Source organism: Halomonas caseinilytica (assembly GCF_001662285.1).
GTDB classification, from domain to species: domain Bacteria; phylum Pseudomonadota; class Gammaproteobacteria; order Pseudomonadales; family Halomonadaceae; genus Halomonas; species Halomonas caseinilytica.
In genome coordinates this window covers 109,597-130,007 of the sequence record NZ_BDEO01000005.1, presented here as the reverse complement: position 1 = coordinate 130,007, position 20,411 = coordinate 109,597, and the positions used below count along the sequence as shown (strand labels likewise).

The 20,411-nt window shown below is 62.6% G+C and carries 19 protein-coding genes and 3 tRNA genes; 9 read left to right on the top strand and 13 right to left on the bottom strand.

What is annotated here, in order from left to right:
- Nucleotides 1-194 precede the first annotated feature (194 nt).
- The gene (gene gloA2, locus HSDC_RS06255) at nt 195-608 is read right to left on the bottom strand and encodes an SMU1112c/YaeR family gloxylase I-like metalloprotein (RefSeq protein WP_064699081.1); all 414 of its coding nucleotides are present in this window, start codon (nt 606-608) and stop codon (nt 195-197) included.
- Between the two features lie 55 nt (nt 609-663).
- A complete protein-coding gene (gene hisC / locus HSDC_RS06250; RefSeq protein WP_064699080.1) occupies nt 664-1,719 on the bottom strand; it encodes a histidinol-phosphate transaminase in 1,056 nt (351 codons plus the stop codon).
- Nucleotides 1,720-2,007: 288 nt separating this feature from the next.
- Here hisC and HSDC_RS06240 point away from each other — a divergent pair, with 288 nt between their 5' ends.
- From HSDC_RS06240 to mnmH, 4 genes are all read left to right on the top strand, one after another.
- On the top strand, nt 2,008-2,460 hold the full coding sequence (locus HSDC_RS06240; protein ID WP_064699078.1) for a copper resistance protein NlpE N-terminal domain-containing protein: 453 nt from the start codon (nt 2,008-2,010) through the stop codon (nt 2,458-2,460).
- Between the two features lie 94 nt (nt 2,461-2,554).
- Nucleotides 2,555-3,931 carry a DNA repair protein RadA gene (gene radA, locus HSDC_RS06235; protein WP_064699077.1) on the top strand — a complete coding sequence of 459 codons (1,377 nt, stop codon included), beginning with the start codon at nt 2,555-2,557 and terminating at the stop codon, nt 3,929-3,931.
- A gap of 39 nt (nt 3,932-3,970) precedes the next feature.
- Nucleotides 3,971-5,008: a selenide, water dikinase SelD gene (selD, locus tag HSDC_RS06230; RefSeq protein ID WP_064699076.1), complete on the top strand. Its 1,038-nt coding sequence runs from the start codon at nt 3,971-3,973 to the stop codon at nt 5,006-5,008.
- Entirely contained in the window at nt 5,005-6,153 is a 1,149-nt protein-coding gene (gene mnmH / locus HSDC_RS06225) for a tRNA 2-selenouridine(34) synthase MnmH (RefSeq protein WP_064699075.1), read from the top strand. The genes selD and mnmH overlap by 4 nt, the downstream gene beginning before the upstream one ends.
- Here mnmH and HSDC_RS06220 read toward each other — a convergent pair.
- Complete coding sequence (locus HSDC_RS06220; RefSeq protein WP_064699074.1) at nt 6,121-6,807, bottom strand: type 1 glutamine amidotransferase; 687 nt, start codon at nt 6,805-6,807, stop codon at nt 6,121-6,123. The genes mnmH and HSDC_RS06220 overlap by 33 nt on opposite strands.
- A 46-nt stretch (nt 6,808-6,853) precedes the next feature.
- Here HSDC_RS06220 and HSDC_RS06215 point away from each other — a divergent pair, with 46 nt between their 5' ends.
- Together HSDC_RS06215 and HSDC_RS06210 are read left to right on the top strand one after the other, a co-directional pair.
- A complete protein-coding gene (locus tag HSDC_RS06215; protein WP_064699073.1) occupies nt 6,854-7,147 on the top strand; it encodes an MGMT family protein in 294 nt (97 codons plus the stop codon).
- A 25-nt stretch (nt 7,148-7,172) separates the two neighbouring features.
- Nucleotides 7,173-7,763: a YjaG family protein gene (locus tag HSDC_RS06210; RefSeq protein ID WP_064699072.1), complete on the top strand. Its 591-nt coding sequence runs from the start codon at nt 7,173-7,175 to the stop codon at nt 7,761-7,763.
- A 4-nt stretch (nt 7,764-7,767) separates the two neighbouring features.
- On the opposite strand, the gene HSDC_RS06205 is transcribed toward HSDC_RS06210, so the two are convergent.
- Both HSDC_RS06205 and HSDC_RS06200 read right to left on the bottom strand, forming a co-directional pair.
- Entirely contained in the window at nt 7,768-8,289 is a 522-nt protein-coding gene (locus HSDC_RS06205) for a hypothetical protein (protein WP_082919965.1), read from the bottom strand.
- 134 nt (nt 8,290-8,423) lie between these two features.
- Nucleotides 8,424-9,413 (bottom strand): MBL fold metallo-hydrolase, encoded by a 990-nt coding sequence (locus tag HSDC_RS06200; RefSeq protein ID WP_211612819.1) that lies wholly within the window; start codon nt 9,411-9,413, stop codon nt 8,424-8,426.
- Nucleotides 9,414-9,554: 141 nt separating this feature from the next.
- Between HSDC_RS06200 and HSDC_RS06195 the strand changes: the two genes are divergently transcribed.
- Entirely contained in the window at nt 9,555-10,472 is a 918-nt protein-coding gene (locus tag HSDC_RS06195; protein WP_082919964.1) for a LysR family transcriptional regulator, read from the top strand.
- Nucleotides 10,473-10,581: 109 nt separating this feature from the next.
- Here the strand turns inward: HSDC_RS06195 and HSDC_RS16400 are convergent, their stop codons facing one another.
- Entirely contained in the window at nt 10,582-13,119 is a 2,538-nt protein-coding gene (locus HSDC_RS16400; RefSeq protein WP_170862792.1) for a cytochrome P450, read from the bottom strand.
- An 830-nt stretch (nt 13,120-13,949) separates the two neighbouring features.
- Between HSDC_RS16400 and HSDC_RS06185 the strand changes: the two genes are divergently transcribed.
- The gene (locus HSDC_RS06185) at nt 13,950-14,771 is read left to right on the top strand and encodes an alpha/beta fold hydrolase (protein ID WP_064699070.1); all 822 of its coding nucleotides are present in this window, start codon (nt 13,950-13,952) and stop codon (nt 14,769-14,771) included.
- Between the two features lie 269 nt (nt 14,772-15,040).
- Here the strand turns inward: HSDC_RS06185 and HSDC_RS06180 are convergent.
- The 7 genes from HSDC_RS06180 to HSDC_RS06150 all read right to left on the bottom strand — a co-directional run bounded on the left by HSDC_RS06180 (nt 15,041) and on the right by HSDC_RS06150 (nt 19,629).
- Nucleotides 15,041-15,116 (bottom strand) — tRNA-Thr (locus HSDC_RS06180).
- Between the two features lie 48 nt (nt 15,117-15,164).
- A tRNA-Gln gene (locus HSDC_RS06175) sits at nt 15,165-15,239 on the bottom strand.
- 6 nt (nt 15,240-15,245) lie between these two features.
- A tRNA-Phe gene (locus HSDC_RS06170) sits at nt 15,246-15,321 on the bottom strand.
- A gap of 90 nt (nt 15,322-15,411) precedes the next feature.
- The gene (locus HSDC_RS06165; RefSeq protein WP_064699069.1) at nt 15,412-15,684 is read right to left on the bottom strand and encodes an oxidative damage protection protein; all 273 of its coding nucleotides are present in this window, start codon (nt 15,682-15,684) and stop codon (nt 15,412-15,414) included.
- The gene (mutY, locus tag HSDC_RS06160; RefSeq protein WP_064699068.1) at nt 15,681-16,802 is read right to left on the bottom strand and encodes an A/G-specific adenine glycosylase; all 1,122 of its coding nucleotides are present in this window, start codon (nt 16,800-16,802) and stop codon (nt 15,681-15,683) included. The genes HSDC_RS06165 and mutY overlap by 4 nt, the downstream gene beginning before the upstream one ends.
- Nucleotides 16,803-16,870: 68 nt before the next feature.
- The gene (locus HSDC_RS06155) at nt 16,871-19,180 is read right to left on the bottom strand and encodes an AsmA family protein (protein WP_064699067.1); all 2,310 of its coding nucleotides are present in this window, start codon (nt 19,178-19,180) and stop codon (nt 16,871-16,873) included.
- On the bottom strand, nt 19,177-19,629 hold the full coding sequence (locus tag HSDC_RS06150; RefSeq protein WP_064699066.1) for an acetyl-CoA sensor PanZ family protein: 453 nt from the start codon (nt 19,627-19,629) through the stop codon (nt 19,177-19,179). Before HSDC_RS06150 ends, HSDC_RS06155 begins: the two co-directional genes overlap by 4 nt.
- 176 nt (nt 19,630-19,805) lie before the next feature.
- On the opposite strand from HSDC_RS06150, the gene hisB reads away from it, so the two are divergent.
- The gene (hisB, locus tag HSDC_RS06145; protein WP_013333772.1) at nt 19,806-20,399 is read left to right on the top strand and encodes an imidazoleglycerol-phosphate dehydratase HisB; all 594 of its coding nucleotides are present in this window, start codon (nt 19,806-19,808) and stop codon (nt 20,397-20,399) included.
- Nucleotides 20,400-20,411 lie beyond the last annotated feature (12 nt).

Genomic DNA, 20,411 nt, shown 5'->3' with positions numbered 1-20,411 from the left:
ACTAAGAATACAACTGCCAGGCGCGAACGGACGAGGTGAAAAGCCGCGATGCGGCGTCCCGAGTCCAGGCTCGAGGCCACGGCGTGGCCGTGGAGGTGTCAGGCACTTATACCGAGACCCCCGGCCTCACTGAGGTCGGGGTTTTTTGTGTCGGGTAGCTGGCTGATGGTTAAGTGCCGGTGCCGAGCGGGTGTTCAGGTCTCGACTTCGTAGAGTTCGATGGGCGTGCCATCCGGATCGCTGAAAAAGGTGAAGCGAGCCCCGGTGTACTCGTCGATGCGGATAGGCTCGGGGTGGGCGCCGCGGACCTCGAGCAGGGCGACTGAGGTGTCGAGGTCCGTGGTGGCGAGGGCCAGATGGCGGAGTCCGCAGGCCTCGGGGTAACTCGGACGCGGGGGGGGCGACGGGAAGGAAAACAGTTCCAGCTGGATACCACCGGGCAACAGGAGATCGAGCTTGTGGCTGTCGCGCTGTTCGCGATAGGTCTCGTTGATGACCTCGGCGTCCAGCACTTCCAGGTAGAAGCGCCGGGCACGTGGATAGTCGGCGGTGATCAGGGCGACGTGATGCACGCGGGCGAGCGGCAAGCGGGCAGAGGGCGCGTCCATGGGTGTCTCGCGGTCGTGTCGGTGTTGGACGCCCTGATAAAGGGCGCCGGAGGTATCAGGTGCAGAGCGGTTCCAGTGCTTCGACCAGGCTATCCATCTCGTCTTCGGTGCCGATGGAGATACGCAGATAGTCGCGAAGCGCGTCGGTATTGAAGTGACGAACCAAGATGCCGCGTTCGCGGAGGCCGACGAAGAGTTGGGCGGCATCGATGTCCGGATGATGGACCAGCAGGAAGTTGGTTCGGGAAGGCAGAACGCGAAAGCCCAGTTCCTCGAGACGTCCTCGTGTGCGTTCCCGGGTGGTGATCACGGCTTCCCGACAGGCTTCGAAATGGTCGTGGTCAGCCAGAGCCGCGATGCCTACGGCACTGGCGAGACTGTCGATGGGGTAGGAATTGAAGGAGTCCTTGACCCGCTCGAGCCCCTCGATCAGTTCCCGCGAGCCGACCGCGTAACCAAGGCGCAGGCCGGCGAGGCTGCGCGATTTGGAGAAGGTGCCGGTGACCAGTAGGTTGGGGTGATCGGATACCAGAGGAATGGCGCTTTCTCCGCCGAAGTCCGCGTAGGCCTCGTCGATCAGCACCACCGAGTCGGTAACGCGGGACAAGAGCGTGGCGATGGCCTGGCGCTCGTGCCCATGGCCGGTGGGCGCATTGGGATTGGCAAACACGACGCCGCCGGATTCCTTGGCGAAAGCCTCCAGATCGACGCGCCACTGCTCATCCAAGGGCAGGGCATGACGCATGACGCCATACAGCCGGCAGTAGACGGGATAGAAACTGTAGGTGATGTCCGGCATTTCCAGCGGTCGGTCGTGACAGAAGAATGCCTGGAAAGCCAGGGCCAGGACTTCATCCGATCCGTTGCCGACGAAGACCTGTTCCGGCTCGACGCCGACCTCGCGGGCGATGGCCTCGCGCAGGGCGCGGGACTCGGGGTCAGGGTAGCGACGCAGATGATCCACCGGGAACTCGCGCAACGCAGCTTCGACACCGGGCGCGGGTGGATAGGGATTCTCGTTGGTGTTCAGCTTGATCAAGCGCTCGCGGGGTTGTTCGCCTGGCACGTAAGGCGTCAGCTCCCGTACCTTGGGGCTCCAGAACTTACTCATCGTTATTCGCTCGGGGTGGAAACACTGGATCGACCATGGTGACCCGCTCGTTGGAACCGCGCAAGCCGGCGTCGTGCCAGGTGGCTCCGTGTGGGGCGGTCAGCAAGTCGGGCAGCCTGGTGACGATGCCGTTGCTATGCTGGGTGGTGTTCGAGCATGTCCGTCCGATGGCATCATGGCAGTGGAACCTGACGACCTCCAGGCTGTCCGCTGTTGGCACGAGAGGTTATGCTATCGAACAGGTTGCCGTGCATCACGGCGCCATGCCCATTGGTTAGGAGAACGAATATGCAAATCAGGACGTTGCTGGCGGGCTCGGCCATGCTCGCCTTGTTGGCGGGTTGTGCGGCGGGCCCTACCGATCAGGGAACCGCCAAGCCGGAGATGACGAGTACCGAGCAGACGTATCAGGGCACCCTGCCGTGCCGCAACTGTGAAGGGATCGACCTGAACGTCACCATGATGGGAGAAGAACAGGGCGCGGCCGCCGATCGCACCTTCGATCTGGAGGCCTCCTATCGTGGCCATCCGGAAAATCCGCCCAACGAAACCTACACAGGTAACTGGGAAGTGCTCGACGGAACGGCCGATGATCCCGAAGCCACCGTCTACGAGCTCACGCCGAACGGTGAAGGTCAGGTCTATTACTTCCTGCGTGTGGATCCACAGACCCTGGAGTTGATCGATCCGCAGCGTCGCCGCTTCCAGAACAACGAGGTGCTGCGCCTGAAGCGCATGTGATGCAACAGGCATCGCGTTGAGACGAGGGGCGGCCACGGGGCCGCCCCTTGCGTATGCCCTCCACCGCCAGTCTTCATCCTTCGACGAGTCACCCATGGCCAAAGCCAAGAGCGCTTTCGTCTGCACTGAGTGCGGCGCTGAATACCGAAAATGGCAGGGGCAATGCTCCAGCTGTCAGGAATGGAATACCCTGAGCGAGGTGCGGCTCTCCGCGGCCCGTCCCGGAGCCACTACGGGCAGTGGTGCCGGCCGAGGGGGCTATGCCGGAGCCGTATCGCGAGAGGTCGTCGAGCTTTCCAACGTCGACCTGAGTGAAGTGCCCCGGCTGACCTCGACGTTCGAGGAGTTCGATCGGGTGCTGGGGGGCGGTCTGGTGCCCGGTTCCGCCGTGCTGCTGGGCGGACATCCCGGGGCCGGCAAGTCGACACTGCTGTTGCAGACGGCCTGCAAGCTGGCTCAGCAACGTCGCGTGCTCTATGTCACCGGCGAAGAATCGCTGAGCCAGGTGGCGATGCGTGCCCACCGCCTCCAGCTTCCCACCCAGGGCTTGCAGATGCTCGCCGAGACCAGCATCGAGACGATTCTTGGCGTTGCCGAACGAGAGCGCCCCGAGGTATTGATCATCGACTCCATCCAGACGACGCACCTGGAGGACATCGCCTCGGCGCCAGGGGGTGTGGCTCAGGTGCGTGAATCGGCAGCGGCGTTGACCCGCTTCGCCAAGCAGTCCAGCACGGTACTCATGCTGGTGGGACACGTGACCAAGGATGGCACCCTGGCCGGGCCCAAGGTACTCGAGCACATGATCGATGCCTCGCTGTTGCTGGAAGGCGGCGCGGACTCGCGTTTCCGCACGCTGCGAGGCCAGAAGAACCGCTTCGGTGCGGTCAACGAGCTGGGAGTCTTCGCCATGCTCGAGCATGGCCTCAAGGAGGTGAAGAATCCCAGCGCCATCTTCCTGTCGCGCAGCGAGGAGCAGGCGCCGGGCAGCCTGGTGATGGTGGTCTGGGAGGGCACTCGGCCGATTCTGGTGGAAGTGCAGGCGCTGCTCGATGACTCGGCACTGGGCAATCCGCGTCGTGTGGCGGTGGGGCTGGACCAGAACCGCCTGGCCATGCTGCTGGCAGTACTGCATCGCCATGGTGGGCTGTTCACCGGCGACCAGGATGTCTTTCTCAACGTGGTCGGCGGGGTCAAGGTACTGGAGACCAGTGCCGATCTGGCGGTGTTGCTGGCGGTGGTGTCGAGCCTGCAGAGTCGGCCCCTGGCACGCGAGCTGGTGGTGTTCGGCGAAGTCGGCCTGTCCGGCGAGATCCGGCCGGTGCCGAGTGGCCAGGAGCGTATCGTCGAGGCTGCCAAGCATGGCTTTCGTCGCGCCATCGTGCCCCGCGCCAATGCACCCAAGCAGGCCCCCGAAGGCATGGAGGTCGTCGCGGTGGACAAGCTGGCCGATGCCCTGGAAGCGCTCTAGACGTTGTAGAATGCCGATAATGAAGCCAAGGAGAACGAGATGAGCGCCATCCGCCTGACCCAGTACAGTCACGGTGCCGGCTGTGGCTGCAAGATCGCCCCTGACGTCCTGGACGGCATTCTGGCCAAGGCCGGGCCGGGAGCCTCCCACTCTCGGTTGATCGTCGGCAACCAGGGCCGCGAGGACGCCGCCGTCTATGACTTGGGTGACGGTCGCGGAATGATCGCCACGACCGATTTCTTCATGCCGATCGTCGATGACCCCTTCGATTTCGGTCGGATCGCCGCCACCAACGCCATCAGCGATGTCTATGCCATGGGCGGATCGCCGGTGATGGCCCTGGGCATCCTTGGCTGGCCACTGGACAAGCTAGGCGCCGACATTGCCGGCGATGTGGTGGGCGGTGCCCAGGCCGTGTGCCGCGAGCTCGGTCTGGCATTGGCCGGCGGGCATTCCATCGACGCACCGGAGCCGATCTTCGGGCTGGCGGTCAATGGTCTGGTCGATCTCGAGCACCTCAAGCTCAACAAGGGCGCGCAAGTCGGCGATCTGCTGTACCTGACCAAGCCGCTCGGCGTGGGCATGCTGACCACCGCGGAAAAACAAGGATTATTGGCGCCGGGCCATCAAGGACTGGCGCGCCAGACGATGCTCGAGACCAACCGCATCGGCATGGAGCTTGCGCGGATACAGGGCGTGCATGCCATGACCGATGTCACCGGTTTCGGCCTTGCCGGTCACCTGACCGAAATGTGCGATGCCAGCGATGTCGCTGCACGCATCGATTTCCGGCGCCTGCCGCGCTTGGCCGAGGCCGAGGCCTATCGGCGCCAGGGTGCCGTGCCCGGCGGGACCGGCCGCAACCGGGAGGCTTTGGGCAAGGCGCTGCCCGCCATGGATGAGGCCCACTGGCAGTGGTTGTGCGATCCACAGACCTCCGGCGGCCTGTTGCTCTCGGTGCATCCCTCCTGGGAGGACGATATCGAGCGCGTCGGGCGCTCTCATGGTCTCGAGCTCGAGCCCTTCGGCGAAGTCGTCGCCGCGCGGGGCGAGGCGCGCATAGAGGTTCGCGGATGAGTCCGACACTGGTCGACCCTGATCTCGAGTTGTTGCGCGAGCGGCGCGTCCTGATCGATGTACGCGCGCCGGTGGAATTTCGTCAGGGAGCGCTGCCGGGTGCGGTCAACCTGCCGTTGATGGATGACGATGAGCGCCATCGGATCGGGATCGAGTACAAGCAGGCCGGCCAGGATGCCGCCATTGCGCTGGGAGAGCAGCTGGTTGCCGGCAGTGTGCGGGCGGAACGTGTCGATGCCTGGCGGCGCCTGCTGGATCGCCATCCCGATGCGCTGATCTATTGCTTTCGGGGTGGCCAGCGCTCGCGGATTGCCCAGCAATGGCTCGCCGAGGCCGGGGTCGAACGACCGCGCATCCGTGGCGGCTGGAAGGCCATGCGCCAGGCGCTGTGCGCGCGGATCGACGCGGCGGCGGAGCAACCGCTGCTGGTGGTCGGTGGCCTGACCGGCTGTGCCAAGACGAGTCTGATCCAGGCGCTGTCATGCGGATTGGATCTCGAGGCTTGTGCCCGCCACAAGGGGTCCGCTTTCGGCCGCCATCCGCTGATGGCGCCATCCCAGATCGATTTCGAACATGCCATGGGCCTGCGCCTGCTGGAGCTGCCGGGGCCGGTCGTGCTGGAAGACGAGTCCCGCCACATCGGCACCGCCAATATTCCCCTGACCTTCTGGCGTGGCATGGAGCGTGCGCCGCGCATCCGGGTCGAGATGCCCCTGGACTGGCGCCTGCAGCAGATTCACAAGGACTACATCGAGGATCTCTGGACGGTCTACCGCCATCAGTTCGGCGAGTGGCTTGGCTGGACGCTGATGCGCAAGCAGCTTTCCGGCGCCCTGCAACGCCTGCGCAAGCGGCTGGGCGGCGCCCGGCTGGCCCGACTGCAGCGCCTGCAGACGCTGGCCTTTCGCGAACATGAGCGAGGCAACAGCCAGGCCCATGAGGCCTGGCTGGCACCACTGTTGACCGAGTATTACGACCCCATGTATCGCTATCAGCTGGAGAAACACGACGACCAGCATTTCCTGCACGTGGGCGACTGGGACAGTTGCCTGGCGGCGGCGCGGGACTGGATCGAGGAAGCGTCTCGTGCCGAGCGCTCGTCGTGTGGTCGCTCAGCGGCGAGCGCTGCCCAGCCACTGGGATAACAGCCGATCCAGCAAGGGAGCCTGGCGATCAAAGCGCCTGGCGTCGGCCAGCATGGCCTGGCGTGTCTGGAGATAGGGGCCGGTGCCCAGAGACGGCAAGTGATCAAGCATGTCGAGCACGCTGGCGGGGGTGGCCTCCAGGTGGCAGAGCAGGCCGAGCACGCGGTGGCCATCCCAACTGAAGCCCTGCATGGGGCTTGCCTCGCTGCCGCCGAGCGGCAGGGCATCATCAGGCAGGGCGAAGATATCGCGGTGCCACATGAAGGCCTCGAAGCGTTCCGGCAGGTCGAAGGGGCTGTCGGGTGCCAGGTCGATGGTGTGCCAGCCGCTTTCGGCATGGGTGCCTGGCGATACCATGGCGCCGAGGGCCTCGGCGATGCGGCGCGCGCCGTGGCCGAGGCCGAGCAAAGGCTTGCGGCCATTCAGTGCCTGTTCGATCAGCTTGCGCTCCCGGCGCGGCCAGGCCGCGTTCGCGGGGATCCGGCCTTCCTCGGGGCCATCGAGGATGATCAGGGCATCGCCGTCGGCGAGCCGCGGGGGCAGCTCGCCCTCATGAAGATGGAAAATGGTATGGCTGTGTCCCATGCTGTCGAGCCAGTCGGCAATTCGGGCGGGGCCTCGGTGCGGGCCATGCTGGAGGAGGTGCAGATGCATAGGGACCTCGGCAGTGAGTGAGCAAAGGACGGGAGCGGAAGGGTACATGAAGCCGGCACTCAAGGAACAGATCCTGACCATCCTGGCCGAAATTCCGCCGGGGCGCGTGACGACCTACGGCCGCATCGCTGCCATGACCGAAGGTGCCACCCCGCGCATGGTGGCCAGAGCGCTGCGCGAGCTGCCCTCAGGGCATGACCTCCCCTGGTTTCGGGTGATCACCGCCTCGCGTCGACTGGCCGATCACGGCGGGGCGGATGAACAGCGCCGTCGCTTGATCGATGAGGGCGTGGCGTTCGACAGCCGGGGGCGAGTGGCCAAGGAGCGCCTCTGGCCTTGAAGGCCCCATCACACAAGGAGATTTCATGAGTCAGTCATCTGGCGGTTTCTTCGATCGACTCCAGGCGTTGCCGTTGCGAGGCCAGCAGGCGTTCATGGCCGCGCTCTGCGAGCGTCTGGTACCCAACTATGCCCTGTATGCCGAGACGACCGGTCACGGGGACGTCAAGGCGCTACGGGCCGTGCTCGACCTGGTCTGGGAACGGCTTTCGGTCAAGGACGTGCGCATCGACTTCGATCGGCAGGCGGAAAAACTGGCCGAGCTGGAGCCGCCGGAGGAGGACGACAGCTTCGGGGCTCGCCGGGCGCTGGAGGCGGTCGTTGCGGTGTCTGCGCTGCTCGATACCCTGCGCGGTGAGTCGCCGGATTCGGTCCTGGAGGTCAGTCGCACCTCGCGAGGCGGCGTGCGGGCGTTCATCGAGTTGACCGAGGGTGAGGAGGATGCCGGCAAGCTTGCTGCCCTGACGCGCGAGCATCCGCTGATGCGCGAGGAGAACGACTTCCAGGATGCGGTGCTCGAGGCGGCCCAGGGTCACCTGGACCGCGACGCCCTCAAGGCTTTGCGCCGACTGGGGCGTAACGAAGGAGTCAGCAATCTGGGCCTGACGACGGACTGAGCGCTCAGAATCGCAGGCCCGCCGTGATCATCATGCCGGCGGCGCCGAACAGTATCAGGTCGCTTTCGACATGTCCCCATCGCATGCCAATGCTGGGAAGCGCGGCTGGGGCGGTTTCCAGATGGTTGAAGGGAATCTTGTCCCGGTACTCCCCTCTGTATCCGTGCAGTAACCCGGCCGTCAGCTTGGCGCGTATGCTGAAATCGTGATCGAAGTGCCAGAGAGGAAACTGCCGGCCGAGATAGAGATAGAAGGTCTCTTGAGCGAAGGAGTTCTGGAAATGGGCACCACCGGCCAGCCAGTCATTCGGGGTGTGGAACTCGAGGCCGATCAGCTCTTGGTGATTGTTGTGTTCGGGGTCAGGGTCGAAATGTCGCGTATACAGGCTGGTTTGCACGAGGACATGGTCCAGCGCCAGCTTGGGAGGCCAGTCGAGCGACAGGGGCAGGGGATTGGCGTGCGCCTGGCCGGCCAGCAACGCCCATGAGGTGATGATGAGAAGTTTCCCGAACGGGCGATGCGTCATGATGCGTCCAATGGAGTGTATGGTGCATCATGCCTGCCGCGGCCCGCACCGGCAACCGAGCCAGCCTGGTGCCTGGGAGCAGGCACTTCTCGAGCAACGGCCTGGGGTGTCCCGGGCTGTTGCTTCACAGTGATTTACCGTCCCGCTGTTGCGGCTCGATTCCCGTAATCGACAGGTACCCAGTCATAGCCTTCAGGTCCCTTGCGAATATGCCCGATGCCCGGGAAGGACATATGAGGCACGGCGACGAGGTCACCTTCTTCGGCTATGGCCGAGAAGGCCTTCGAACGTGTGCTGGCGGCCATTTCTGGATTGACGTCGTAGGCAATGGTCACCGATGGGTCCGGCAATTGCACGGCCGCCACATGGATGATATCGCCGATGAAGGTGAGTGTCTGCCCCTGGCTTTTCAGCGTGTAGAAGGCACTGCCTGGCGTGTGCCCCGGATGGAGAGACGCTGTCAGGCCCGGGAGTATTTCCGTGGTCCGGTCAAAGGGGGCGACCTTGCCAGCATCGATGTAGGGCTTCAGGCTCTGGATGGCCTGATCAAAATAGCGCATGTCATAGTCGGTACGCTTCGCGTTCTGACGATCCAGAAAGAAATCGACGTCTGGCTTGCCGACGTGAACCGTGGCGTTGGGGAAGATGATCTGTCCGCCTTTGGTGAGTCCGCCCATATGATCGGAATGCACATGGGTGAGCAGCACATCGGTGATCTGTTCAGGCTCAACGCCTGCGGCACGCAGACTGTCGATCAGCTGGTTGCCCAGCCCCGGTCCGAACAATGGACCCACGCCCGTATCCACAAGGACGAGCCGATTGCCCATTTCGAGTAGAAACGCATTGATCGATACTTCGACAGGGTTGGCCAGATAGGCCCGCGCCAGCATGGCATCGATTTTTTCGTTGGTAATGCCATGCAGGAGCTTATGCAGGTCCTGTGGCACTGTGCCGTCGGAAAGTGCCGTGACTCGAACGTCCCCTACCATGACGGCATAGGTATCGGCGCCCTGTTGGACAATGCCCGGCGAATCGTTTGGCGCGAGGTGCGTGGTTGCGAAGACTGGCCCTGACGCGACCAGGCTCAACAATACAGCGGAAAGCATAAAGGCACGTACAGCCATTGGCCTGTCTCCCTGTTCAGGTGAATGTCAGAGCCAGAGCATAGAGGGCGGAATGATGGTCGAGAAAACGATGGTCGTTATACCTTGCATAAGCCGCACTGATAGCCCTGTATCGACCTGTCCCGAAGGGAAATGAATCTAATGCCTGACCGTTTGAGCGAAATTGATATTGGCTTGTTGATGGCGTTCGAAGCCCTGATCCAAGAGAGAAATGTCAGCCGTGCGGCGGATCGGCTAGGAATTACCCAGCCGGCCCTTTCGGGACGATTGACGCGCTTGCGTACGCTCTTTGGCGATCAGCTCTTTGTTCCGGTCGCCGGTCGAGGCGTGATGCCAACTCCTCGTGCTAACGAGCTTGGAGCGACATTGCCTCAACTGCTGGACCATCTGCGGGAGTTCATCGGGCCAACTCCCTCGTTTGATCCGGGGAAAAGTGATCGCGAATTTGTACTTGCGGCCTATGACAATCCCGCCATTATGCTGGGGCCGGATATTGTCCCTGCGCTCAAGCGGGCGTCGCCTCATATCAGGATCACATTCGTAGTGCCGGATCCCGAGACGATCACGCAAGCCCTCGATCGTGGAGATATCGATATGGTCGTCGGCCTACCCCGACCGGAGGATGGGGGGTTGATTGGCCGGACGCTGTTCACCGACGAGTTCGTGACCGCGCAACGGCATGGTCATCCGCGAGGCAACCACCCGATCACGCTGGACGAGTTCTGCACCGCTGAGCATCTGCTGGTGTCGACCAGCGGAGGAGGATATAGGGGGCCGGTGGATCGTGCGCTCGACAAGCTGGGTCGGTCACGGCATGTCAGCCTTTCAGTCCAGAGCTATGCCCTGGCACCGATCATCCTTGGCAGTAGTGATCACCTGTGCACACTGCCCGGCCGTTTCCTTCGACGCTTCGAGGCCATGGTCGATCTGTTTGCGCCACCGCTGGATGTTGGCAACGTTGAGTTGTATGCCCTCTGGCATCCGCGTATGAGGGACGATCCAGCACATCGCTGGTTTCGTAATCTGGTGTTTGAGGTGGCTCGGGTAACGCACGGCTGAGGTCGACCCTTCGGTTGCCCGGGCAAGGCGCTGCCGAAGCAGTCACCGCCCTTACCCACAGGAATCCCGAGCCGACTTCTGCCAGCGATACGGCCAGGAGCATGCATCGTCAGTGGTTCTGGATACGCAGAGTTTCCAGGCCACGAAACACCAGGCTTGAGCGCCATTGAGTTCCGCCGGGGGCCAGGGAGAAGTCGTGCTGTATCAAGGCCGGCAGAACGCGCTGCAGTTCGATTCGCGCCAGGTGGGCACCCAGGCAGTAGTGTGCACCATGCGCGAAGGCCACGTGCCGTCTGGCATCGCGGCCAAGATCCAGGCGGTCGGGGTCGCAAAAGACTCGAGGGTCCCGGTTGGCCGCGGAAAAGGAGAACACGACCACCTCGCCCCGCTGTATTCGCTGATCGCCAACCTCCAGGTCTTCGAGCGCATAGCGTATCGAGCAGCGGACCGGGCCGTCGTAGCGCAACAGCTCTTCCACTGCACTGTCGGTGAGTTCGGGATGGGCTCGCCAACGCGCGAGCTGATCGGGGTGGCGCAGCAAGGCCAGCGTGCTGTTGCCGATCATGTCGGTCGTGGTTTCGAAGCCGACCGCGAACATCAGCGCGTAATGGGTGACCAGTTCCTCGAGGCTCAATCCTTGGTCCAGTGCGGCCTTGGGGTCCAGGGTGCCGGGGCCGTTTGCGACCTTTCGTTGTGTTTCCAGATGTTCGCGAATGTATCGGCTGAATTCCTCTGCACTGTGGTTGATGCGGGTGGCAGTGTCTTCGGTCATCAGAGGATCGAACCCCGCAATCATGTCCTGCCCCCAGGGCAACACGTCGGGCAGGTCCTCGCGGGGGAATCCCAGTATTTCGCTGATGGCGGCTGCCGGCAGCGGCAAGGCGAGTTCCTTGATTAGATCGGCTTCCCGGCTCTGGCGTAGCTTGCCGATAAGCTCGGCGGCGCACTCGTCGACATAACCGGTCCAGCGCTTGACGGCCTCAGGAGTGAACAAGGGCGAGAAGACGCGCCTGAGTTGTTGATGCTGTGGAGGGTCCAGAAACAGCATGAAACGGTTGAGATGCTGGCTGAAGGGGACGCTTTCCTGTTGCCGACTCAAGGCGCTGAGAAACGGCATATTCGCGCGACCGGCATCGAGGTGTGGCGATGCATCGCCCAGCTCTCGCGGATCGACGCCAAAGCGCTTGTCGCGCAGACCGGCCGACACCTCGGCGTGATGGGTCAGCCACCATCGGGATACGGTGTCCTGGAAAACCGGGCCGTGGTCGCGAAGTTGCGCCAGAAAGGGATAGGGCTCATCGACGTAATCCGGATGGTAGGGATCGAAGGAGATACCCTGCCGAGAAACTTCCACGGCTCGCCCCGGTGCACGAGGCGCTCTGGCGGGGTGCAGGCGGTCCAGTCCGAGGGCAAGGCGAGGGCGCGAAGCCAGTGCCGGTTGCATCGCCTCGGCAAGCACCTGGACGTGGGGCGTGCGTACCATGCTGAGGTGGTCACCCGGCACCGGGACGATGTCCAGCGAGGCGCACAGGCCTTCCCAGCCCATGGCAGGCTCATCGGAACTGGTGCAGACCCCTCGCGCGGGGTGCACCAATTCGGTGGGGAAGCCGGAGCGGGCGCGTAGCAGGGTGGCCGAACCGGGATAGAATCGCGGTCGGAATCGCATCATCGCCGTGTAGTTGGTGTTATGGACGGTGGTGACCCTGTTGAGTGAAGTCTGGAGTCGGCTGCCCAGCCTGCGTGTCAACCATTCTCGCTGTTGATCCGGCGCGAGGGTCTCCAGCTCGCGGGCGCTGATCGGTTCGCCGGTCTGTTGGGTCAGGCGCTGGGTGATGTTGTGGAGTTCGTACAGGGCCATCAGATCGGGAGGGAGGTCATCGTGGGCATCATGGCCTTCTCGGAGCTGGAAGGTATCGATCAGGAACAGCGCGTCGATGCGCTCGCCTTGCTCGTGGAGCTGGCGCGCCATTTCATGCGCGACCAGACCACCGAAGGAATGCCCCGCGAGCTGGTAGGGCCCTTCGGGCTGGATGGTCCGCATTTCGCCGATGTAGCGTCGCGCGAGTTCCTCGACCGACCCGAGGGGAGAGGCGGTGCCGTCGATGCCGGGAGGCTGGAAGGCGATCAGCGGGGAAAGCTCGGCGAGCTCGGCAGACAGGCTCGACAGATACGTCGCCACTCCCATCAAGCCAGGAATACAGAACAAGGGAAGTGAAACCTGCCAGTCGCTCAATGCTATCGCACAGCTACCGGACTGCGCCCCCAGGGGCGCAGTCACGAAGGCGCCGTTGCTGCCGCCCGTGTTCTGCTGCATTCGGCTGTCTTCCACGAGGTCGACCAACTGGCCCAGCGTCATGGAACCGAACAAGGACATCAGAGGCAGCTTCACGTGGAAATGGCGTTCGATGTATTCCGTCAGTTCTACGGTGGCCAGCGAATCCAAGCCTAGCTGGTTCAGTGGATGGTCAGCGGGGATCGAAGCAGCCCCGGCATCGTTTTCGGTGAGCCGGGCTATTTCCTGAGCGAGGGCCTCGTGTAGATGCGGTCGGCGCGAGGGGCGATCCGTTTCCCGGTCGGCCGTATCGTGATCGGCACGTTCCGGCGTGATGGTGTCCTGCAAGTGGCGGGAGTCGAGATGGTGGTCCACGAGCCCTCCTGGGTCATTTCGTTGTGGGTAAACTTTCCTGAGGTGGCATGCGATGAGCCTTCCACTCGGCTTCGGCTGGATCGGCATTACGTATTAAGCGCTCACCTGTTAGCGCATCAGTCATGATGAGTTCGGGCCAACGAAGCGACTGGGCTTTCCCGGTAATGCACGGAAGCCGCCAGAATCTTTTGTGAGCCATGTTGTGCCGAGCGCCGGTCAGCGGTGTTACGGGCAGAAGGAAAAGAAACCTGCTTGGCACCTCCCATCAAGCAATGTTCCCGGTTTAGTCTCAATGACCAGACAGCGCCATCACCTCTAGTTAGCCAGTTTTGAAAAGTCAAGCTCGTGCCCGAGCATCAAGTTTTGGTTGTAACGGGATTGACGCTTTTTTCATGATAATGAGAATGCATGGAGATGGTGTATTTGCTCGAGTTATGATGTCCTCGGTCTCTGATATGGCGTGATGAGTTAGAGTGGTTGGAAAGTCAGAAAGTGTTACGAAGTGTTGTTGTTTTGTGAGGCTTGATATCTAGTTGCGAAATCGATCTTGACGTGACGGGTGGCTGTAATATTGAAATAGCGTCGTTGTGCCATGGTGCCATGCGAGCAGGCTAGGAGGCACGAAAAAATGCCTTGGCGATGAGAGCATGCGCGATATTATGCATTGTTAATATTATGCGAATCTGTGAAGGTGAGACGAATTCGACAGGTTGTGGCACGGGTAAGTGTAAAAGCAGGAAGCATGGCAAATGCTCGATAACTCATAAGGAAGATCGGCAGCCTGAGCGGGGCAGCAAGGCCTGCATAGAGGCGCCATATGGAGGCAGGGAATGAAGCGAGAGACTGAGGTTGTCAGCGTGGGAGGATGGAATATCTATGTCGAACGGTATGTCTGTCCAGAAGCTTCCGAGTCGGCGATTTTTGTCAATGGAGCACTTTCGACGACACAAGCTTTTCGCAGTACCATAAAGAACTTGAAGGGAAAGGTGAACATGATTCTGTTCGATCTTCCTTTCATCGGGAAGTCCAGGCAGCACAACACCATTTCCCGTCCAATATCCAAATCCGAAGAAGTGATGATTCTCCAGGGTTTGATTGACCGCTATCAACCATCCTATCTCCTTTCCGTGTCTTGGGGTGGGTTGGCAGCACTGATGGTGCTGGCCAACAAACCACCCTCTATTCGCAAGGCATTGATAGCGTCGTTCTCGACCAGAATTACTCCGGAAATGCGCCGTTATATCGAGCGTGCCAAAGTGTTGCTCGATGAAGAAAGGAATCATGAGGTCGCCACCTTGCTGAACAGTGAGGTAGGCAAGTACCTGCCTCGATTGCTGCAACGAGTGAACCATGAGCACATCAAGAACCTCGATGGCGAGACATATCGTCAGGCCAGGTTTCATATCGGTCAGATATCGTCACTCAGTTTCGAGGACTATGTCGATGTGTTCAAGGAAGTGGAGGTGCCTGTACTGTTCGTGAACGGAGATTGGGACGAATATACGTCCAAGGAAGATGTCAAGTGTGTCGAGAATTATATTGAGGAGTGTGAGTTCTTTGTCATCCCTGAGGCGGGGCACTTCCTGGATATGGAGAGCAAGTCGGCATCCCGGAGCATGAGCGAGATATATGATCGCCATTTGCTGGCTTAAAGGGCCGGCTGTGTGAGGTGAGCGGAAAACATGGGGCTGGCACACGAGGTGGTGGCCGGCCTCATCGAGTGCAGCGTCTTTGCTTGATGCGCGGATATCGGAAGGACGACGCTCGATGCGTCGGATAGCGGCCGGCGCTTGGTGGGGCGAGCGAAACGACGCGCATGCAAAAGCCCCGTGTCGCGATAGGCGAACGGGGCAAGCATATATCTACAGAGGAGGCGCCTTGGCGCTGTTCCGCAACCCTGCGATGTCAAAGGGTTTCCCGATGGTGCCGGCACCAGGAGTCGAACCCGGGACCTACTGATTACAAGTCAGTTGCTCTACCAACTGAGCTATGCCGGCTCGGAACCCGATCTCGGCCAGGAAAGCAGAACGAGAACTAGGTTGGCGTGGCTGGGGTAGCAGGATTCGAACCTGCGCATGCTGATACCAAAAACCAGTGCCTTACCGCTTGGCGATACCCCAGCATTGTGGTGGCCAGAGACGGAATCGAACCGCCGACACGGGGATTTTCAATCCCCTGCTCTACCGACTGAGCTATCTGGCCCGCGCCAACGGTGCGTATTAAACCCTAAAGGCCTTTGCGCGTCAACCGTTTCGTTTCAAAAAGATGGCGTATACAGCACCTTGGGGCCCGTTACTGTTCCGGCGGCACATAGCCTTCGGCCTGGTCGGTTTCCTCGTTGTTCAGGAAGCGCTCCAGCTGCTCCATCAGATAGGCCCGGTCCGTCGGGTCGAGCATGTTGAGGTGCTTCTCGTTGATCAGGCGGGTCTGCAGGGCTTGCCACTCCTCCCAGGCGCGCTTGGAAACACTGGCCTGGATCTCGCGGCCCTTTTCGCCGGGCAGCGGGGGGAAGGGAAGGGCTTCCAGCTCTTCCTGATACTTGCGGCAGAATACGGTCTGGGTCATCGGGATGGCTCCTTGGCTGATTCGGATGCATGGCCTGCGGGTGCGGACAGGGTGAAGGGGCGCAGCGACTCCAGCAAGCCCTTGACCGGCGCGGCGAGTCCGATGTTGGCAGGGTCGGTTGGATCGAACCAGCGCCGGGATTCTCCGATGGCGTCGAGGCGTGTCACGCGAGCTGGCTGGGGCGTGATCTCCAGCCGGAAGTGGCTGAATACATGCGTGAAGGTGCGCCAGGCCTCATCGAGCTCGGCACCCGGTGCGTGCTGGTCCAGCCAGGCCCGCATGGCGGGGAGGTCTTCGAATTGCGGCAGACTCCAGAGGCCGCCCCAGAGCCCGCTGGAGGGGCGCTGCTCGAGCAGCACGCGACCTGCGTCATCCTGGAGCAGCAACATGAGGGACTGCCGAGTGGGGAGTGCCTTCTTCGGCTTGGATTCCGGAAAGCGGCGTTCCTCGCCACGTTCGTGGGCGAGGCATTCGGTCTCGAAGGGGCAGCGTCCGCAGTCCGGACGGCCGCGGCGGCAGAGTGTCGCGCCCAGGTCCATCATCGCCTGGGTGTAGTCGATCACGCGCTCAGCGGGCGTGTAGTGCTCGGCCAGCGTCCACAGCCGGCGTTCCACGGCAGGGCGCCCAGGCCAGCCCTCCACGGCATGCAGGCGGGTCAGCACCCGCTTGACGTTCCCATCGAGGATCACTGCGCGCCGCCCGGTGCTCTGGGCGATGATCGCCCCGGCGGTGGAGCGACCGATGCCGGGCAGGCTGGCCATGGCCTCGAGGCTGTGCACGGGGAAGGCGCCACCGTGCTCGGCCACCACGACCCGGGCAGCCTTGTGCAGGTTGCGCCCGCGAGCGTAGTAGCCAAGTCCGGTCCATAGATGCAGCACTTCGTCCTGATCGGCGGCGGCCAGGGCCTCGACATCGGGAAAGCGCGTCATGAAGCGCTCGAAGTAGGGAATCACGGTGGTGACCTGGGTCTGTTGGAGCATGATCTCCGAGACCCAGACCCGGTAGGGGGTGCGGTTTCGTTGCCAGGGCAGGTCGTGGCGCCCGTGCACGTCGAACCAGTCCAGCAGGCGGCGCTGGAAGGTCTCGGGCGACAGGATGGCGGGTGGATCGTCGGTCATGAAAGGGCTCGACACGCAAAAAAGCGCCGATCACGGAGACCGGCGCAGTGACTGGCTTTACTTGATGCTCATTTCAATAGACTCTCGAGGGTGCCACGAAGTTCACCGCCGGCTTTTTCCTCGAGTTTGTCCATGGCGTCTTCGAGACGCTTGTCGATTTCCTCGCCGGCTTCCTGGCGCAGCAAATCGCCGAGCGACCCTTGCAGGGCCTGGCGGTCGAAGCGACACCACTCGTTGCTGTTTTCGCTCAGTTGCCCTTCGCAGTGAACGGGGAAGGGGACTTGCTTGAGGCGCGGATTGACCTCGCAGGCTGCATCCACGGTGTCGGTGAAGTGGGCATCGGCCTTGAGATCGAAGCGTTCGCTGGCCACATCGAGCTGGCCCTGGCCGTCCAGGGCGATACCCGGGATCGTCACGATGAGGTCGTCGCTCTCGGCCACGCCATCGCGGATCCGGAAGCTGGCCTCGGCGCGTTGGAGGCGGGTGCCCTCCTGCCATTCTCGGCTGGTCTCCTTGCCCTCGAGACGGGCCGCCGTGGTGCAGAGTTGTCGTGAGATATTGGTGCCGGTCAACTGCCCTTCGGCGAGCCGGGTTTCCAAGTGGCCGTTCAGGGCGCGCTTGAGTTCGGCCAGGCTGTTGCCCTGGCTTTCGAGTTCGCCGTTTCCTTCCAGAAGCCCCTGCACGGGGGCCGGTTCATCGCCGAGGCTTTCCAGCAGATCGCCCAGCCTCACAGCGCTGATGTTGGGTGACAGCTGCCAGCGCAGCGGTGTCTCGCGGGCATCGAGCGAGCCGGTGGCCGAGAGCTGGCCCTCGTGGAAATCCGCTTTGAAGCGAGTCAGGCGATGGCGACCCTCCTGGCCTTCCAGCGCCAAGGCCACGTTCTGGAAGCGCTGCCGCAGAAAGTGAAGCTCGCCGAGCTCAAGATGCGCCTCGAGGTTCAGGCCGGCCAGCCAGCTTGCGGGCACCAGGGCTGTCGCTTGCTCGGCATAGGCGCTCTCGAACAGGGGAAGGCTGGCGCTGGTTTCCGAGGAAGGCGTATCGGGCGGCAGGTAATCGTCCAGGTTCAGGGTGTCGCCCTGCAGGTCGAGATTCAGGCGAGAGCCGTCGAAGCGGCCTCCCAACTGCCCGCTGAAGGTGCCGCCATCCAGGTTCAGGGTCAGGCCGTCCAGGGTGATGGTCTGCAGATCGCCCTCGATCGGGCTGGTCAAGCCGACCTCGCTCAGTGCCGTATCGCTTGCCGTGGACGGCAGGATGTCGAGGCGTGTCAGCCAGGGGCGCAGCGACAATGGCGAGAGTTGCAACTGCCCGCGATAGGTAGGCGCCGTGAACAGTTCGGTCAGGTTGAGGTTGCCATTCAGGTCGAGGCCGTCGGGGCCCGTCAGGTGCAGTTCGCGGAGTTGCGCCGTCTGGGCCGGCAGGTCGGCATCCAGTTGGAAAGTGGTCTCCAGCGCCAGACGCTTGTCGCCCAGGCGCGGATGCAACAGGCTGGTATTGAGCTGGCCATCGCGCAATGTCAGATGCTGCTCGCCAAGATCGAGCACTGCCTCGCCGGCGCTCAGGTTGGCTCGCTGCTCCTCCTGCGCATCGCCGAGACGGGTATCGGCCTGCAGGGAAAGCTGCTGCAGAACGTGGCGTCCTTCGGCCAGACCGAGGTCGACCTGCGACTTGAGGATGATCTCGCTGACGAGGGTCGGCGTTTCGACGGCAACGTCGTCGTCCAGCGTGACGCGGAAGCTGGCATTGAGCGGAAAGGGCTTGTCGGGATTGACGTTGCGGCCGGTCACGTTGAGCTGCTCCAGGATGATATCCCGTTCTGCCTGATCATCGCGGTAGTGGACCTGCCCCTGGTGGACCTGAACGCTGGCGATGTTGAGCGCCACGGAAAGCCCTCCGTCGCTCGAGGCCTCGGGATTGGGGCCGGCGCTGGCTGGCGCGAGGACGGCTTCGGCCTCTTCGCCACGACTCTCCAGGCGCTCGATGAGCGTTTCCCAGTTGCCACGGCCCTGGGCATCGCGCGCCAGGTTGAGCGACAGACCTTCGAGGGTCAGGCCGTCGATGGCAATCTCCCCGCGCAGCAGGGGAGCGAAGGCCAGGCTGACTTCGGCCTGGTCGAAGGCGGCGAACGGGCGGGCATCGGAAGACTGGTTCGGCAGGCGAGCTTCGGCGGCCTTCACGCTGACGCCCAGTCGCGGATAGAACGACCAGCTGAGCGGGCCATCCAGTTCCAGCTTCAGCCCGCTATGCTCGCGTACCACGTCGACGAGGCGTGGCTTGAGGTCTTCGGGGTCGAAGAAGGTGGTGACAAAGACCACGGCACCGACCACGACCAAGCCGAGAATGCCGATGGTGGCCAGCAGGGTACGCAGGATTCGCTTCATTGCCCGGCTCCTTTGGGCGGTAAATCGAGTTCGAAGTAGTCACCCGTCTGGGTCAGGCGATAGCCGAGTCGTTTCAGCAGCATGTGGTCGGCCATGGAAAGCTGCGAGCTGACCATGCGCAGCCGGCACCCTTCGTGGTGTGCCGCTTCGCCGGTCAGTGTCAGAAGACGCGAGCCGACGCCCCGGCGGCGTGTGGTCTTGCGCACGCAGAGGTGGGAGAGCCACCAGGCGTCGGCGTCGGTGTGGACCGCCACGGCTCCCAGTAGTCGATCGTTGAAGTGCGCGCAGCAGAAGAAGCGCGTTGCCGCCAGATGCTCGCGGATGAACGCCTCGGGTTCCTGTGGCAGGCGCTCGATGGGGGCATCGGCGTAGATGCGGAGCAGATCGGTGCGGGCCTGGGCATCCGATTCCCAGGTCGCCTGGTCGACTCGCTGAAGCGTGACCGGCATGCATGATTCTCCCGTCTAGGGTGGCGAAGACCGCCATCGCTGAATGGTTGGCATTGTAGCGGATGGGGGTGGCGTTTCACTATAATGGCGATTCTGCGTCGGCGGCCTGCCATCGGCGCGTTCTGGTCAAGCGACCGGTCTTCTTTCGACAAGCGCCCTGGCGCTGGAGATTCAACATGTCCGAGCGTACCGCCACGGTCACCCGCGACACCAAGGAAACCCAGATCACGGTCACCGTGAACCTCGATGGCGAGGGGCGGCTGACCTGCGAGACCGGTGTGCCCTTCCTCGATCACATGCTCGATCAGGTGGCGCGCCATGGACTCATCGACCTCGACATCAAGGCGGTGGGCGACCTGCATATCGATGCCCACCATACGGTCGAGGATCTGGGCATCACCCTGGGGCAGGCTTTCGATCAGGCGATCGGCGACAAGCGCGGCATCTACCGCTACGGCCATGCCTATGTGCCACTCGACGAAGCGCTGTCGCGGGTCGTGGTGGACTTTTCCGGTCGTCCGGGCCTGTTCATGGATGTCGAGTTTACCCGTGCCGTCCTGGGACAGATGGACACCCAGTTGTTCTGGGAGTTCTTCCAAGGGTTCGTCAATCATGCCCGGGTCACCCTGCACATCGACAACCTGAAGGGCTTCAATGCCCATCACCAGGCGGAGACCATCTTCAAGGCCTTTGGCCGGGCCCTGCGCATGGCCGCGGCCGAAGACCCGCGCATGGCCGGCCGGATGCCGTCCACCAAGGGCAGCCTGTGAAGGAAACGCCGG